This window comes from Pseudomonas sp. Pc102, assembly GCF_018408275.1.
GTDB classification, from domain to species: domain Bacteria; phylum Pseudomonadota; class Gammaproteobacteria; order Pseudomonadales; family Pseudomonadaceae; genus Metapseudomonas; species Metapseudomonas tohonis.
Map to the genome: position 1 here is coordinate 1,791,825 of NZ_AP021905.1, position 16,046 is coordinate 1,807,870.

Sequence of the window (16,046 nt, forward strand, 5' to 3'; positions counted from 1 at the left end):
ACAATAGCCCACAGCGGACGTCGCTATTGCGTCAGGCTGAAGAGGTGTACGGTGATTTGGTAGTTGAGGTTGAGTATTACATATGGGTTCATAAGCGCTTATTGGGAGGGGAAGAAAACTTGGTTTGGCTGTACGATGGGACTGATATTTTTCGCACCTATAAGGCGAAGAGTGCGAGGTTTGTAAAATTCATTCCTTCTGTATACGAGGGCGGGGTTGTTCACTCTGTCGGTCCAAAAGAGAAGAAAGAAGGAAATCACATACGTTTTCTCTATCCGGATGGCTCTGTAATATCTGATTACCGTACTGAGCCAGATATTAGAAAGCTTAATGAACTAAGGCGGCGATAGATCGATGAGCCAATTTTCACGAATAGACTTGGTCGTTGCTGCGTTATGCCTGCTGGTGAGCCAGACAGGTTGCGCTCAATTAATGAACCAGGATCTTTCACCGCCCCCCGGAGGCGAAACGGTCAGCGTCAGTGTGAAAGTTCCCAAGGACTTGGCAGCCAACACGATGCGAGTGATGTACCGCTCGGATAAGTGTCCGCTCACCCGCTCTGATGGCAGTGGCGGGCGTTATGAAATCGATGGCGCCAAGGCAATCGAAGTTGAACCTCAACGTCAGGGAATGACCGATATATATGAAGCAAAGTTGGCCAAGGATGGCGGCGGTTTCTGTGAGTGGAAGCTGAGTAATGTGACGTTTGGAGTTCATTATCAGAGCGCTACTAAGTTCGGTGAGGATGCTCAGGTTGGCGGTGGTGGGGGGGTAGTGGTTATATTTGACGATAATAGGCCACAGCAAGTATCGCTTTTGCGGCGACCTGAGGAAGTTTTTGGTGATGTAGTGGTTGAAAGTGGATACTACGTATGGGTCCATGAACACTATTTAATAAGGAAAGAGACATGGGTTTGGCTTTACGATGGAGTAGGGTTGTATCGTGCCTATAAAGCCAAGAATGCAAAGTCTGTGATCTTTAAGCCGTTTTTACATGAAGTAGGGGTCGTTCGTTCTGTTGGTCCAAAAGAGAAGAAAGAAGGAAATCATATACGTTTTCTCTATCCGGATGGATCTGTAAGTGCTGACTATCGTACTGAGCCAGATATTAGAAAGCTTAATGAACTAAGGCGGTGATAGATCGTGAGCCAGTTCTTACGAGTGGATTATTTCGTTGCTGCGCTATGTCTGCTGGTGAGCCAGGCAGGTTGTGCGCAAGTAATGAATCGAGAGCTCTCACCTCCCGCGGAAGGTGGTAATGGCTGGCACATATGACGCCAAGTGGATTGCAGTGTCGATTCGTGCACGAGTGCGACTCTTCATTGGCGACTTAATCTTTCCAGTTAATCGTTTGATCAAGGAAGAATTTATGCCCCGAGGATTCGTTTTGCTAGGTGACAAGACCACCCATGGTGGGCAAGTCATTTCCGCCTCTTCCACTCATGTAGTGCATGGCAAGTTGGCGGCACTGGTCGGTGATCTGGTCAGTTGCCCTATTCCCGGTCACGGCGTGAACCCTATTGTCGAGGGTTGCGCGGACTGGTCCGAGAATGGTCGCGCGCTGGTGGTCGATGGATGTCGAAGTGCTTGCGGTTGCCAGGTGATCTCCAGCGCACCAGATTGTGCGGTGATGTGAGTCATGGCTTGGCATCGTCGCCCCCCTGAGGCCATCGCCGCTCCTGAGCCGCTGTCGACTGTTCGTTGGCTTGGTGCGGGACTGTTGATGGTGGTTATCGGTATCGGTTTTTTTATGCTGGCGGCCGCTGGTGAGGTTCCGGTATCGGGCACTCTCAATATCTGGATGCTATCGGCGTTGCCACCGCTGCTCTGGTTGTTGGCGTTCAGTGCGTGTGCTTATCGCTACGGTAGGGCGCTCGGTCGATTCCAGTTCCTGACGGATGAGGCGGCAGAGGCAGGAAGTGCCTGGAACCAATGGGCTCAGCGCAATATGGCGGTGCTGGCCAGTTGTGTCGTGTTGCCGGACCAGATCTCAGCCGCCGCGCTTGCCCAGGGTGCGGACAGTCTCCCCCCGCGCGCGGGGATGGCCAGGCGAATCGTTTCTCTGCCCGCGGAGGTTGGGCGACTCCAGGTTGGGCTGGATCTGTTGCTGAAAGGGGTGCGGCCAATGCTGGCGGGACTTACCGTCGAGCAACCCGTACAGGTCACGCTTCTCAGCGATCTGGCTCCTGAGGAGTCCGAGCAGCTTCGCAGTGCATGGGATGGTTGCTGCAAGCGCCTGGTGCCGGAGCTCACCACGGTCGTTCCACGCTTTGCTCACGCACTGTCCCCCGATTGGATCGAGGTGTCCCTCAAAAAGCCGGGGGCCCATATCGACCTGATCCTCGTTCTTCAGGTTAACGGTGCGGAGGAATACTCCGACGGCCTTGCTGCATTGCTGTTGTGTCCGGATGTCTTGGCCGACCTTGAGCATTTGGCGGTAGAAGCCCGACTGCTGCGCCCCATGCCTTTGACGCTGGAGCAGCTTGATCAAGAGTTGCCGTTGTTTCTCCAAACCCAGTTACAGGCGCGATCGGCCACGGCGATCCTGGCTGATGGCATGCATTGGAAAGCGTCGCTCGCCACCATCCTTTCTCTCAATCAACTGCATGACGGCGAGTTGCAAGCCGAGTGCCAGTGGATCCGGGAGTCGCTGAGTGGACTGCCCGGGCCCCTGAGCCACTGGTTGGCCGCTGCACTGGGAGCCGATGTGGCCCGGCATCGACAGCGGCCATTGCTACTGATCACAAGCGAAGGGTCGCAGCACTGGATCAGCACCTTAACCACGGGAGGCAGCGCATGAAGGGGTATGGCAACGCTTGGAGCCGAATTGGCGTCGCAATGCTGGTCGTTGTAGCGGCGACGCTTGTTGGTGTGCTGATCTGGCGATTCGGCGGCAAGATTGGCCTGGTGAAGGATCTCCACAAACTGTGCGCGTTCCTGTCGATCATGTTCATGGGGATCGTCAGTTGCACGCTACCCAGGATTCTTGCCTACCTCGAAGGGCGGCAACATCGGGATCAGAGCCTGGCTTCAGGGGTGTTGCCGAGCCCTGATGGGGAGCTCCAGCCATCCTCTCGGGGCGTGAAGCTGCCCTCCCATATGAGTGCGCTATACGGGCCGTTCTGGCACCGCCGCGCCCGCCTGCTCCTGGTGATCGGCGAGCCGGACGAAGTCACGGCCATCGCTCCCGGCCTGGCCGATGCGCAATGGCTGGAAGGCGAGGGCGTCGTTCTGCTCTGGGGCGGTGCGGCCGAGGAAGCCGCTGGCGATGCGCGTCTCGAACGATGGCGCAGCCTCCGTCCGCGTCGGCCCGTGGACGGCATCGTCTGGGCGCTCAGCGCGCAGCAGGGCGCCGATGCGGGCTACCTGGCCCGCTACCAGCACCAGTTGCGGGATATCGCCAGGCGGCTGCGCTGGCAGGCGCCGGTGCACCTCTGGGAAGTCTGCCGCAGCGAGTGGGAGCAACCGGCCCCCGAGGCCGCGGTGGGCTGCACGCTGGCGCCTCGCGCCGGGCCGGCGCAGCTGGAAGGCCGTCTGGGGCAGTTGCTCGAGCCGCTGCGTGAGCAAGGGCTCGCCCGGATGCAGGCCGATAACCGCCACGATTTTCTCCTGCGTCTCGCCCAGGGCCTGCGGGACGAAGGCATCCCCCGCTGGCGACGGACCTGGGACCACTTGCAGCGCAGCCATGGGGTGATGCCGCGCGGGCTCTGGTTCAGCCTCGCGATGCTGGGCGCTGGGGGCACTGCGGTGCATCATTGGCTGCCGCCCCCGGCCTGGCGGGGCGTGCTGGCGGACCGGCACGGCGGCCGGCCGCACGGGTGGCCCTGGTGGCGCACCGCGACAGCCGTCACGCTCGGCCTCCTGGCGTTCTGGGGGCTGGGGACGCTGCTCTCCTTCGCCGGCAACCGCGTCCAGATCGCCGAGATGCAGGCCGTCCTGGCCACCCTGGACCAACCCCGGGAAGGCGACGAGCAACTGCTTGCCCTCAACGCGCTGGTCCATGAGCTCGACCGCCTCGACCAACGCAGCAAGCACGGCGTGCCCTGGTACCAGCGTTTCGGCCTGAGCCAGAACGACGGCCTGCTCGCCGCGCTCTGGCCCCGCTACGAGGCGGCCAACAACCGGCTGGTCCGTGACCCGGCTGCGGCCGGCTTCGAGCGCCAGCTGCGCGCGCTGCTCAGCCTGGCGCCGGGCAGTCCCGAGCGCGCCTCCCGGGCCCGGGAGGCCTACGAGCCGCTCAAGGCCTACCTGATGATGGCCCGGCCGGAGAATGTCGATGCGTCATTCCTCGGCAAGGTGCTGGCGGCCGCCGAGCCTGCCCGTACGGGCATCGGCGAGGGCACATGGCAGGGCATCGCGCCGAACCTCTGGCGCTTCTACGCCGCGCAGCTGGAGGCGCACCCCGGCTGGCGCATCACCACCGACCCGGCCCTGGTCGCCCGGGCCCGCCAGCTCCTGATCAGCCAGCTCGGCCAGCGCAACGGCGAGGCCACCCTCTACCGGCAGGTGCTCGACGCCGTCGCCAACCAGTACCCGGCGCTGGGGCTGCAGCAGATGGTCGGCGATACCGACGCGCAGCCGCTGTTCTCCACCACCGCCGAGGTGCCGGGTGTATTCACCCGCCAGGCCTGGGAAGGCGGGGTGCGCAAGGCCATCGACGAGATCGCCGCCGCGCGCCGCGAGGAGATCGACTGGGTGCTCAGCGATGACCGCAGCCAGATCGACGCCGAGCTGACCCCCGAGGCCCTGCGCGAAAGCCTGACCGCACGCTACTTCCAGGACTACGGCCGGGCCTGGCTGGACATGCTCAACAGCCTGCGCTGGCAGGAGGCCGGCAGCCTCGCCGATGTGGTCGACCAGCTCACCCTGATGACCGATGTGCGCCAGTCGCCGTTCATCGCGCTGGTCAATACCCTGTCCTACCAGGGGCGGGCCGGGACCCGCAGCCAGGCCCTGGGCGAGTCGCTTTTGCAGTCCGCGCAGAACCTCATGGGGCCGGACAAGGCGCCGGTCATCGAGCAGCTGGCGGCGCTGCCGAAGGGGCCGCTGGAGGAAAGCTTCGGCCCGCTGCTGGCGTTGCTCGGCAAAGGGGACGAGCCCTCCGGCGGTGACGACAGCATCAGCCTGCATGCCTTCCTCACCCGCGTGACCCGGGTGCGCCTGACCCTGCAGCAGGTGAGCGCCGCCCAGGACCCCCAGGCGATGATCCAGGCCCTGGCGCAAACCGTATTCCAGGGTCGCAGCGTCGACCTCACCGATACCCAGTCCTATGGCAGCCTGATCGCCGCCAGCCTCGGCAGCGAATGGGCCGGCTTTGGCCGGGCACTGTTCGTCCAGCCGCTGGACCAGGCCTGGCAGCGCATCCTGCAACCCTCCGCTGCCGGGCTCAATGACCACTGGCAGCGCGCTATCGTCGGTCCCTGGAACAGCGCCTTCGCCGGCCGCTACCCCTTCGCCGCGAGCACCAGCGACGCATCGCTGCCCATGCTCGGGCAGATGATCCGCGCCGACAGCGGGCACCTCGACCGCTTCCTCACCCGCCAGCTGGGCGGCGTGCTGCGCAAGGACGGCAATCGCTGGGTGCCCGAGAGCGCCCAGGGCCAGGGGCTGCGCCTCGATCCCGCGTTCCTCGCGGCGGTCAATCGGCTCGCCGAACTGGCCGACGTGCTCTACACCGACGGCGGCATGGGCATCGCCTTCGAGCTGCGGGCCAAGCCGGTACGCGACCTCGTGCAGACCACCCTGACCCTCGATGGTCGCCGCCTGGCGTACTTCAACCAGCGGGAGCGCTGGCAACGGTTCGACTGGCCCAGCGCGAGCGATTATCCCGGCGCGCGCCTGAGCTGGACCCACGCCAGGAGCGGAGAGCGGCTGCTTGGCGACTACCCGGGCACCTGGGGCCTGATCCGGCTCCTGGAGCGGGCCCGGGTCACTCCGCTGGATGACAGCGAAACCCGCTATCGCCTGGTGCTCGAAGCCCCCGATGGCCTGGGGCTGACCTGGCACCTGCGCACCGATCTGGGGGCCGGCCCCCTGGCGCTGCTGCAATTGCGCGGCTTCCGCATGCCGGCGCGGATCTTCCTCGAACCCGGCGGCGCCTCGCGTCCGCTGGCGCGCTAGGGAGCGCAGCCATGAGCTTGTTGGTTTTTCTGTGGTGTTCAGGCTTTACGGAAGTCCTGTCTCCAACTGTACGTATAAGGGCGACGTAGGAGGCGGTCAGCTCAGGGACGCGAGGTAGCGCACCACATCGGCGGCGCCGGCCAGGCGCAGGCCTTCGCCAAGGGCGGTGGCCTCGGGGTGGTCCTTGGGCAGCAGCAGGAGTTCGGGGGCGCCGCTGTTCTTCAGCAAGGCGAGGCGGGCATAGGGGATGCCACCGTCGAGCAGCAGGCCCATGAAGGCCGGGTCGCTCCATGCCTGCACCGGCATGGCCAGTACGTGGTAGTGGGCGTCCAGCTCGGCGAGGCCCGCGGGGTTGAGACGGTAGGTGGCGAGTTCGGCCGGCAGGCTGATTTCCAGCTCGCGGCGGCGTGCGTAGGCGATGGCGGCGGCAAAGGCTTCCAGGTGGTGGGTGCCGCTCCAGAACACGCGTTTGCCGTGCCAGCTGGACTGGCACAGGCTGATCCGTTCACCGGCCAGGAAGCGCGGCAGCGGCAGGCTGATGGCCTTGACGAAATCCTTGTAGCTGATGATGCGCACGCTACGACAGGCCGGCGTGGTGGCGAATTCCTCGAAGCTGGGGCAGCTGGGCATCGCGCCCTCGGTGCCGCAGAACCCATCGATCAGGCGCAGGTCGAAATTGGTGAGTTCGCGTTGCTCCAGTTCAACCACGCGGATCAGCACCGCGTGGGCCTGGGCCTTGTCTTCCTGCACCGGACCGGAGAGCGCGTTGCGCGGGAGGTCGACCAGGCGCTGCAGGGGCGGGCCGTTCTGCCACCAGATATCGGCGGCCGGGGGCTTCAACTGCTGGAACGGCAAGCGCAGCTGGCTCGCGCTTTCCAGCAGTCGGGGCGCACGTCCTCCCAGGCCGAGGCGTTGCGCGAGGGCGGCCAGGCGTGATGAAAGAGAGGATGGGGACGACTGCGAACTCATGGCCAGACTAGGACTCCCAGGTCACGAGTGGCAGTGTGGCAGAGGTCGGGCGAGGCTGCACGGCTTTGCCCGCCAATGCGTCCGTACCTGGCGTCCACTGGGGGCGCGGAACGATACTGTTGTTCATTTCAACCAAGAGGATGCCTCCATGCCCAGCCTGGTGCTGGATATCTCCCTGACCGCCGAGCGCTTTCTCGCGGTCTACCAGGGCCACGCCAACCGAGTGATGTTGCGCAGCCGCGACGGGCGCAAGGTTAGCCTGCCTGCACATCATTTGCGGCCTTTTCTGACCCATGATGGCATTCATGGTTCATTCGAGCTGGAATTCGATCCCTCCGGCTCGCTGCTGGCGTTACGTCGCCTCGCCTGAGGCGGGGCTGGCAGCTATAATCGCCGGCCCATCCCGCCGATCGATACCCGCCCATGTACACCCTGGCCCGCGAGCTGCTGTTCAAACTGTCCCCGGAAACCTCCCACGAGCTGTCCATCGACCTGATCGGCGCCGGGGGGCGCCTGGGCCTCAACGGCTTGCTGACCAAAGCGCCGGCCAGCCTGCCGGTGAAGGTCATGGGGCTGGAGTTCCCCAATCCCGTCGGCCTGGCCGCCGGCCTGGACAAGAACGGCGATGCCATCGACGGCTTCGCCCAGTTGGGCTTCGGTTTCGTCGAGATCGGTACCGTGACGCCGCGCCCGCAGCCGGGCAACCCCAAGCCGCGTCTCTTCCGCCTACCCGAGGCCGAGGCGATCATCAATCGCATGGGCTTCAACAACCATGGCGTCGATCATCTGCTGGCCCGGGTTCGCGCGGCGAAGTTCAAGGGCGTGCTGGGCATCAACATCGGCAAGAACTTCGACACCCCGGTCGAGCGCGCGGTGGACGACTACCTGATCTGCCTGGACAAGGTCTACGCCCATGCCAGCTACGTGACGGTCAACGTCAGCTCGCCCAATACCCCCGGCCTGCGCAGCCTGCAGTTCGGCGACTCGCTCAAGCAGTTGCTCGAAGCCCTGCGCCTGCGCCAGGAAGACCTCGCCGTCCAGCATGGCCGTCGTGTGCCGCTGGCGATCAAGATCGCCCCGGACATGAGCGACGAGGAAACCGCCCTGGTGGCCGGTGCGTTGCGGGAGTCGGGCATGGACGCGGTGATCGCCACCAACACCACCCTGGGCCGCGAAGGCGTCGAGGGGCTGGAATATGGTGACGAGGCGGGTGGCCTGTCAGGTGCGCCGGTACGTGACAAGAGCACCCATACCGTCAAGGTGCTGGCTGGCGAGCTGGGCGGTCGCCTGCCGATCATCGCCGTGGGCGGGATCACCGAAGGCCGCCACGCGGCTGAGAAGATCGCTGCCGGTGCGAGCCTGGTGCAGATCTATTCGGGCTTCATCTACAAGGGCCCGGCGCTGATCCGCGAGTCGGTGGATGCCATCGCCGCCTTGCCGAAGCGCTGATAGCGGACAAATAAAAAGGGCTCCCTCTAGGGAGCCCCTGGGCTTGCGCCCGCCGCCCGGATGGGGCGTGCTTGGTGAAATCGTGAGATCCGTGGTGTCAGCCGACGGCGTGGAGTTCGTTCAGTCGATGAATGCCGGCCGTGCCGGTGAGGCCATCCCAATTGTCGCCGCGACCCTCACGCCAGCCGTTGATCCAGGCTTGGCGGGTGGTGGGATGGGTGAAAGGACAGAGATCGCGGGATTTGCCATGAATGCCGTGCTGATAACCGCGCAGGAATGCTCGTTCCATCGGATCACGCTTAAGTCTTCTCATAGGGTGTAGCCCTCATTTGTTGACTGTTATGTCCATCGGTCCCAAGTTGGGAACCCGGCAGAAAATGCTCTGCCACTGAAGAGCAGTTGCCGGCGTGACTGCCCTTCATCCGCTACCGTTGCGGCAGCGGATTAAGCTGAGTTCTAACCGTTGCCCCGAGGCATTGGAATGATCGTTTTGTCATAAGGACGTAACGAGAATGGCTTCCGGACCATAAGCTGTAGGGGCGTCGGACGGGGCATGAACTGCCCAGGCCCGATGGAATGGGGCCTTGGGAAACCCATGATGTCGCGTTGCTATGGAGCCGCACAGATGAGAATGGGAATTTTCTTATCCGACGAAGGGCCGTTCTGCGACCTTTAGTCACATATTCATGACCGCACGGAGACGCATCCGTGCCGCTGATCAGCCGCAAGGCACTGGAATTACCATGTCGGATGTCTTCGAACTCTTCCTTACCTGCCCGAAAAGCCTGGAGGGCCTGCTGCTGGACGAAGCCACCGGGCTCGGCCTTGCCGAGGCGCGCGAGCAGGTGGCCGCCATCCGTGGCCGGAGTGACCTGGAAACCGCCTACCGCCTGTGCCTCTGGTCGCGCCTTGCCAACCGCGTGCTGCTGGTGCTCAAGCGTTTCCCGGTGCAGAACGCCGAGGACCTCTATCAGGGCGTGCTGGAGGTGGACTGGCACGACCACCTGTCGCCCACCGGCAGCCTGGCAGTGGAGTTCAGTGGCCATGGCTCGGGTATCGACAACACCCATTTCGGCGCCCTCAAGGTCAAGGACGCCATCGTCGACAAGCTGCGCACCGCCAATGGCGAGCGCCCGTCGATCGACAAGGTCAGCCCCGATCTGCGCATCCATCTGCGCCTGGAGAAGGGCGAGGCGATCCTCTCCCTCGACCTCGCCGGGCACAGCCTGCACCAGCGCGGCTATCGCCTGCAGCAAGGGGCCGCGCCGCTGAAGGAAAACCTCGCCGCCGCCATCCTGCTGCGTGCCGGCTGGCCACGCATCGCCGCCGAGGGGGGCGCCCTGGCCGACCCCATGTGCGGGGTGGGTACCTTCCTGGTGGAGGCCGCGATGATGGCGGCCGACATCGCCCCCAACCTCAAGCGTGAGCGCTGGGGGTTCTCCAACTGGCAGGGCCATGTGCCGGCCCTGTGGAAGAAGCTGCACGAGGAAGCCCAGGCGCGTGCGGATGCGGGCCTCGCCCGGCCGCCCCTGTGGATCCGTGGCTACGAGGCCGACCCGCGCCTGATCCAGCCCGGGCGCAACAACATCGAGCGTGCGGGCCTCTCCGACTGGGTGAAGATCTACCAGGGGGAACTGGCCACCTTCGAACCGCGCCCGGACCAGAACCAGAAGGGCCTGGTCATCAGCAACCCCCCCTACGGCGAGCGCCTGGGCGACGAGGCCAGCCTGCTGTACCTCTACCAGAACCTCGGCGAGCGCCTGCGCCAGGCCTGCATGGGCTGGGAGGCGGCGGTGTTCACCGGCGCGCCGGAGCTGGGCAAGCGCATGGGCATCCGCAGCCACAAGCAGTACGCCTTCTGGAACGGCGCGCTGCCCTGCAAGTTGCTGCTGATCAAGGTGCTGCCCGACCAGTTCGTCACCGGCTCGCGTCGCCCGGAAGCCGCTGCCGAGCCACAGGCGGGCGCCATGCCTGCGCCGGAGCAGGCGCGCCTGTCCGAGGGCGGGCAGATGTTCGCCAACCGCCTGCAGAAGAACCTCAAGCAACTGGGTAAGTGGGCCAAGCGCGAAGGCGTGCAGTGCTACCGCCTGTATGACGCCGACATGCCCGAGTACGCGCTGGCCATCGACCTCTATGGCGACCGCGTGCACGTGCAGGAATACGCACCGCCGCGCTCCATCGACCCGGAGAAGGCCCAGGCCCGCCTGCTGGACGCCCTGGCGGCCATCCCGCAGGCGCTGGGGGTCGACCCGGCCAACGTCGTGGTCAAGCGCCGCGAGCGCCAGACCGGCACCCGCCAGTACGAGCGCCAGAGCGCACAGGGGCAGTTCCTCGAAGTGGCCGAGGGGGGCGTCAAGCTGCTGGTCAATCTCACCGACTACCTGGATACCGGCCTGTTCCTCGACCACCGTGCCATGCGCCTGCGCATCCAGCGCGAGGCCGCCGGCAAGCGCTTCCTCAACCTGTTCTGCTACACCGCCACCGCCAGCGTGCATGCCGCCAAGGGCGGTGCGCGCAGCACCACCAGCGTCGACCTGTCGAAGACCTACCTGGACTGGGCGCGCCGCAACCTTTCCCTCAACGGCTTCTCCGACAAGCAGAAGCTGGAGCAGGGCGACGTGATGGCATGGCTGGCGGAGGACCGCGGCGAGTACGAACTGATCTTCATCGACCCGCCGACCTTCTCCAACTCCAAGCGCATGGAAGGCGTGTTCGATGTGCAGCGCGACCACGTGCAACTGCTGGACCTGGCCATGGCTCGCCTGGCGCCGGGCGGGGTGCTGTATTTCTCCAACAACTTCCGCAAGTTCCAACTGGACGAGAGCCTGCCCCAGCGTTACCAGGTGAGCGAGATCAGTGCCGAGACCATCGACCCGGATTTCGCCCGTAACCAGAAGATCCACCGCGCCTGGAAATTCACCGCCCGCTGACGCGCGGACCCGGCATTGGAGGGCGGCGAAAGCCGTCCGTCAGGCGGAAAGAGGGTTGCAGGGCGCCGCATCGGCAAAGTGCCAGCATCTTGGCTAGGTTGTGATCACAGGGATCGTCCCTCATCACCACCTCCGAGGTGAGCATGCAGTCGCTCGTCCAGGGACCGTCCTCCCTGTTTTCCCGCCTGCCCTCCGGTCGTGGCCTGCTCCTGCTGGCCTGCGCCCTGGTGCTGGTCGGCGGCCTCGCCACGACCCTGCTGCTGGCCGCCACCATGTACAGCTCCGAGCGCGTGCAGCTTCGCGAGCGCTTCGTCCAGGTCGCCACCGAACGTTTGAGCCGGGTGCAGGAGCGCCTGGGCGACCAGCTCAAGCAACTGGACGCCTTGCGGCGCTTCTTCAACAACTCCAGCAGCGTCAGTCGCAGCGAATTCCATGGCTTCGTCGAGCCGCTGCTGGGCGATACCCTGGCCTACAGCTGGGTGCCCCGCGTGGCGGGAGGCGAGCGCGGCGCCTATGAGGCCGAGGCTCGTGCCGATGGCCTGGAGCACTTTCGTTTCCACGAACTGGATGACGCGGGCGAGACCATTGCCAGCCCACCTCGCGACTACTACCTGCCGGTGTTCTACAGCGTCTCCAACCAGGCTGGACGCATTCCCCTGGGGCTCGACCTCGCCTCCCTGCCGACGCGCCTGGCGTTGCTTGAAAAGGCCCGCACCGGACGCCGGACGGTGGTTTCAGGGCAACTGAAACTGCTCGGCCTGGCCGGTGGCGATGGCAAGGGCATCCTCGTGGTGGCCCCGGTGTTCGGCAGGGCCGGGGACCCGCTCGATGTGTTGCGCGGCTTCGTGATCAGCGTCATCGACCTGCACCAAGAGCTGGAAGCCGGTATTCCCGAGGAGGTGCTGGACAACGTGGCCATGGTGGTGACCGACATCACCGACGCGACCCGTCCGCAGTTGCTCTATCAGAGCCGGGCCGCTGCTGCCGATGGCGAGCTGACCCTGGCGCGCGACATCGTCTTCGCCGACCGCAGCTACCGCCTCGAGCTGAGTGCCAGCGACCACTTCATCCACACCAACCGGACCGGCGTCTGGTACCTGGTGGTCGCCACCGGCGGGCTGATCACCCTGCTTCTGGCGGCGTACCTGATGCTGCTGATCAACCAGCGCCAGCGCGCCTTGCGCCTGGTGGACGAACGCACCCGTGAGCTGCGCGAACGGGAACTCGAGCTGAAACTCAGCGAGGAGCGTTGGGGCTTCGCCCTGGACAGTGCGGGCCATGGCGTCTGGGACTGGGAGCTGGAAGCGGGGACGGTGTTCTACTCGCCGGCCTGGAAGCACATGCTCGGCTATGGCGCGGACGAGGTGGCGGACGAGCCGGACCTGTTCCTGCGCCTGCAGCACCCGGACGATGCCCCGGCCGTCGATGCCGCCCTGCAGCGACACCTTCGCGGCCAGACGCCGATCTACCAGAGCGAGCACCGTATGCGGCGCAAGGACGGCTCCTGGCTGTGGATACTCGACCGCGGCAAGGTGGTGGAGTGGAGTCACGATGGCTCGCCCCGGCGCATGATCGGCACCCAGACCGACATCAGCGCCAGCAAGGCGGCCGAGCTGGAGCTGGCGCTTGCCCACGCTCAGTTGCGCGGGGTTCTTGATGCGGCCACCCAGGTGTCGATCATCGCCACCGATGTCGATGGCTTCGTCCTCCAGTTCAACGTCGGTGCCGAGCGCATGCTCGGCTACAGCGCCGCCGAAATGCTTGGCAAGCGGCCTCGCATGCTGCATCTGGAGTCGGAGATCCAGGCGCGCTGCGAAGCGCTGTCGAAGCGGCTGTCACGGCCTATCCGGGATTTCCACCATTACGTGGTCGAGGTGACCGCCGGCGACTGCTACGACGAACACGAGTGGACCTACGTGCGCAAGGACGGCAGCCATCTCACCGGCAACCTGATCCTCACCGAGGTGCGCGACCAGAACGATGCGCTCATCGGCTACCTGGGCGTCGCCGTCGACGTCACCGATCGCAAGCGCGTGCAGGAGGCGCTTGAAGACCGTGATCGCCTGCTGGACAAGCTCAGTGCGCAGGTGCCTGGTGCCATCTACCAGTACCAGCTGTACCCCGACGGCCGGCACCTCTTCCCCTATGTCAGTGCCGGCGTGCGCGACATCCTCGAAGTGGAGCCCGAGCAGGTGAACACCGATGCCTCGCTGGCCTTCACCCGCCTGCACCCCGAGGACCTGGAGCGGATCTACGCCAGCATCCTGCATTCGGCCAAGGCCATGCAGACCTGGCGCGAGGACTTCCGCGTGTTGCTGCCGCGCCAGGGCCTGCGCTGGTTGCGTGGCGAGTCCGAGCCTGAGCGCATGGCGGATGGCAGCGTGCTCTGGCATGGCTACATCACCGACGTCACCGGGCACAAGCTGGTGGAACAGGAGCTGCGCGCACTGTCGATCACCGATGCCCTGACCGGCGTCTACAACCGTCGGCATTTCCAGGAGCGACTGGAGAACGAGATCGCCCGGGCCCAACGCCGCGAGGGACCGCTGGCGGTGGTGATGCTGGATGTCGACCACTTCAAGCAGATCAACGATGAGCATGGCCACGAGACGGGCGACCGTGTGTTGCGACAGCTGTGCCAGCGTCTGGGTGGGCGTCTGCGACGCATCGATGTGCTGTGCCGGTTGGGTGGGGAGGAGTTCATCGTGCTCTGCCCGGACACCAACCTGGAACAGGCGCACACGCTGGCCGAGGCGTTGTGGCAGTCCCTGCTGCGCGAGGAAATGCCCGGCGTCGGCGTGGTCACCGCCAGCTTCGGATGCGCCAGCTGGCGCGAGGGTGAGACGGCCGATGCCCTGCTGCGGCGTGTGGATTCGGCGGTCTATGCGGCCAAGCAGGGTGGGCGAAACCAGGTGCGGGATGCGGAGTGACCCGCTGCCCTTTCCGGGGGAACCCGGAAAGGGTGGGGTGCTACTCAGCGCCTGGACTGGCCGTAGAGATCGAGCAGCACCTGGTCGAGGATCGAGGACGCTCCCCAGGGGCGCTGGTCATTGAGGATGGCCACCACCGCCCAGGTGTTGCCGCTGTTGTCGCGGCTGAAGCCGGCGATGGCGCGCACCGTGTTCAGGGTGCCGGTCTTGATGTGCGCCTCTCCGGCCATGGGTGTGCGCCGCAGGCGCTTGCGCATGGTCCCGTCCATCGCCACCAGCGGCAGCGATGCGATGTACTCGGCGGCATAGGGGCTCTGCCAGGCAGCGTGGAGGATGGTCGCCATTTCCCGCGCACTGACCCGCTCCTGGCGCGACAGGCCGGAGCCGTTCTCCATCACCAGGTGCGGCGCTGTGATGCCCTTCTTCGCCAGCCAGGCACGGATCACCCGTTGCGCGGCCTTGGCGTCGTCACCGTCCGCGTCGTTGCGGAACTGCGCGCCGATGCTGAGGAACAGCTGCTGCGCCATGGTGTTGTTGCTGTACTTGTTGATGTCGCGAATGATCTCCACCAGGTCCGGGGAGAAGGCGCGTGCCAGCAGCTTGGCGTCCTTGGGCACGCCGGCCAGGCGGTCCTTGCCGAGGATGCTGCCGCCCAGTTCCTTCCAGATCGCCCGCACCGCGCCGGCGGCGTAGGCGGGATGGTCGAGCAGCGACAGGTAGGTCTGCGCGCTGCAGCCGTCGGGCAGGCTGCCGCTGGCGATCACCGTGGTGCCATCGAACTGGGTCACCGGGTTGTAGCGCACGTCCGGCCAGGCGGGGCAGGGCGCCGCCTTGGTCACCTTGACCTGGTTGTCGATGCGGATGCTCTCGATGGGCGGTTCGGCGGCGATGCTGGCGCGGCCACCGTCGGCGCGGGCGATGAAGCGCAGCGCCTTGAGGTTGACCAGCAGCGAGTCCGGGCCGACCAGAAAGGGCTTGTTCTCGTCGCCGCCGTCATCGTTGAAGGCCGGCAGCTGCGGGTGCACGAAGCGGCTGCGGTCGAGCACCAGGTCGCCGGTGATCTTCAGCACGCCGTTGGCGCGCAGGTCACGCATCAGCAGCCAGAGCTTCTCCATGTTCAGCTTCGGGTCGCCACCACCCTTGAGGTAGAGGTTGCCGTTGAGCACGCCGTCCTTGAGGGTGCCGTCGGTGTAGAACTCGGTCTTCCACTGGTAGGTGGGGCCGAGCAGCTCCAGGGCGGCATAGGTCGTGATCAGCTTCATGGTGGAAGCCGGGTTCACCGAGACATCGGCGTTGAAGATGGTCTGCGCGCCCGGACCGGTCAGGGGCAGGGTGACCAGGGACAGGGAGTTCTGCGGGATCTTGTTCTTCTTCAGGGCCTGCTGGACCTTGGCCGGCAGGGTGGAGTTGACCTGGATGGCGAAAACCGGCTGGGCGAAAGGAAGAAGGAGGCCGGTCAGGGCGAGGATACGAATGGACTTGAACATCAACGAAGGCCCTCCGCACGAGGGCGAGTAACGCGGTTTTGCATGGCAGGTTCCCACAACGTGTTCGGGAAATTGCGCGCATTATGCCGTAAGCATTCCCCGGGCGCTCGTGCTGCTGACCGCTCGCACCTGGCCGCTGTGGCCCGCCGTTGCGCCGTTCC

General features: G+C 65.0%; 11 protein-coding genes. 8 read left to right on the forward strand and 3 right to left on the reverse strand.

Translation table 11 applies throughout. The annotated features are described in order from the left end of the window. The first annotated feature begins 354 nt into the window (after nucleotides 1–354). The 4 genes from PHLH3_RS08410 to PHLH3_RS08425 all read left to right on the forward strand — a co-directional run bounded on the left by PHLH3_RS08410 (nucleotide 355) and on the right by PHLH3_RS08425 (nucleotide 6,120). On the forward strand, nucleotides 355–1,137 hold the full coding sequence (locus tag PHLH3_RS08410; protein ID WP_213628881.1) for a hypothetical protein: 783 nt from the start codon (nucleotides 355–357) through the stop codon (nucleotides 1,135–1,137). A 121-nt stretch (nucleotides 1,138–1,258) separates the two neighbouring features. Continuing rightward, nucleotides 1,259–1,636, forward strand: a complete 378-nt coding sequence (locus PHLH3_RS08415) for a PAAR domain-containing protein (RefSeq protein WP_244863000.1) — start codon at nucleotides 1,259–1,261, stop codon at nucleotides 1,634–1,636. Between the two features lie 3 nt (nucleotides 1,637–1,639). Further along, complete coding sequence (locus tag PHLH3_RS08420) at nucleotides 1,640–2,800, forward strand: hypothetical protein (protein ID WP_213628882.1); 1,161 nt, start codon at nucleotides 1,640–1,642, stop codon at nucleotides 2,798–2,800. A 299-nt stretch (nucleotides 2,801–3,099) separates the two neighbouring features. Beyond that, on the forward strand, nucleotides 3,100–6,120 hold the full coding sequence (locus PHLH3_RS08425) for an ImcF-related family protein (RefSeq protein ID WP_244863001.1): 3,021 nt from the start codon (nucleotides 3,100–3,102) through the stop codon (nucleotides 6,118–6,120). A gap of 96 nt (nucleotides 6,121–6,216) precedes the next feature. On the opposite strand, the gene PHLH3_RS08430 is transcribed toward PHLH3_RS08425, so the two are convergent. Further along, nucleotides 6,217–7,089: a DUF6685 family protein gene (locus tag PHLH3_RS08430; protein ID WP_213628884.1), complete on the reverse strand. Its 873-nt coding sequence runs from the start codon at nucleotides 7,087–7,089 to the stop codon at nucleotides 6,217–6,219. A 148-nt stretch (nucleotides 7,090–7,237) separates the two neighbouring features. On the opposite strand from PHLH3_RS08430, the gene PHLH3_RS08435 reads away from it, so the two are divergent. After that, complete coding sequence (locus PHLH3_RS08435; RefSeq protein WP_111263998.1) at nucleotides 7,238–7,459, forward strand: DUF2835 domain-containing protein; 222 nt, start codon at nucleotides 7,238–7,240, stop codon at nucleotides 7,457–7,459. Between the two features lie 53 nt (nucleotides 7,460–7,512). After that, entirely contained in the window at nucleotides 7,513–8,538 is a 1,026-nt protein-coding gene (locus tag PHLH3_RS08440) for a quinone-dependent dihydroorotate dehydrogenase (protein WP_111263997.1), read from the forward strand. A gap of 97 nt (nucleotides 8,539–8,635) precedes the next feature. Here PHLH3_RS08440 and PHLH3_RS08445 read toward each other — a convergent pair whose 3' ends face one another. Beyond that, a complete protein-coding gene (locus PHLH3_RS08445) occupies nucleotides 8,636–8,851 on the reverse strand; it encodes a ribosome modulation factor (RefSeq protein WP_111263996.1) in 216 nt (71 codons plus the stop codon). A 430-nt stretch (nucleotides 8,852–9,281) separates the two neighbouring features. Between PHLH3_RS08445 and rlmKL the strand changes: the two genes are divergently transcribed. Further along, nucleotides 9,282–11,468, forward strand: coding sequence for a bifunctional 23S rRNA (guanine(2069)-N(7))-methyltransferase RlmK/23S rRNA (guanine(2445)-N(2))-methyltransferase RlmL (gene rlmKL / locus PHLH3_RS08450; protein WP_213628885.1), 2,187 nt, complete (start codon nucleotides 9,282–9,284; stop codon nucleotides 11,466–11,468). A gap of 143 nt (nucleotides 11,469–11,611) precedes the next feature. After that, nucleotides 11,612–14,398, forward strand: a complete 2,787-nt coding sequence (locus PHLH3_RS08455; RefSeq protein WP_213628886.1) for a diguanylate cyclase — start codon at nucleotides 11,612–11,614, stop codon at nucleotides 14,396–14,398. A gap of 44 nt (nucleotides 14,399–14,442) precedes the next feature. On the opposite strand, the gene dacB is transcribed toward PHLH3_RS08455, so the two are convergent. Beyond that, complete coding sequence (gene dacB / locus PHLH3_RS08460) at nucleotides 14,443–15,885, reverse strand: D-alanyl-D-alanine carboxypeptidase/D-alanyl-D-alanine-endopeptidase (RefSeq protein ID WP_213628887.1); 1,443 nt, start codon at nucleotides 15,883–15,885, stop codon at nucleotides 14,443–14,445. Between the last annotated feature and the right edge of the window lie 161 nt (nucleotides 15,886–16,046).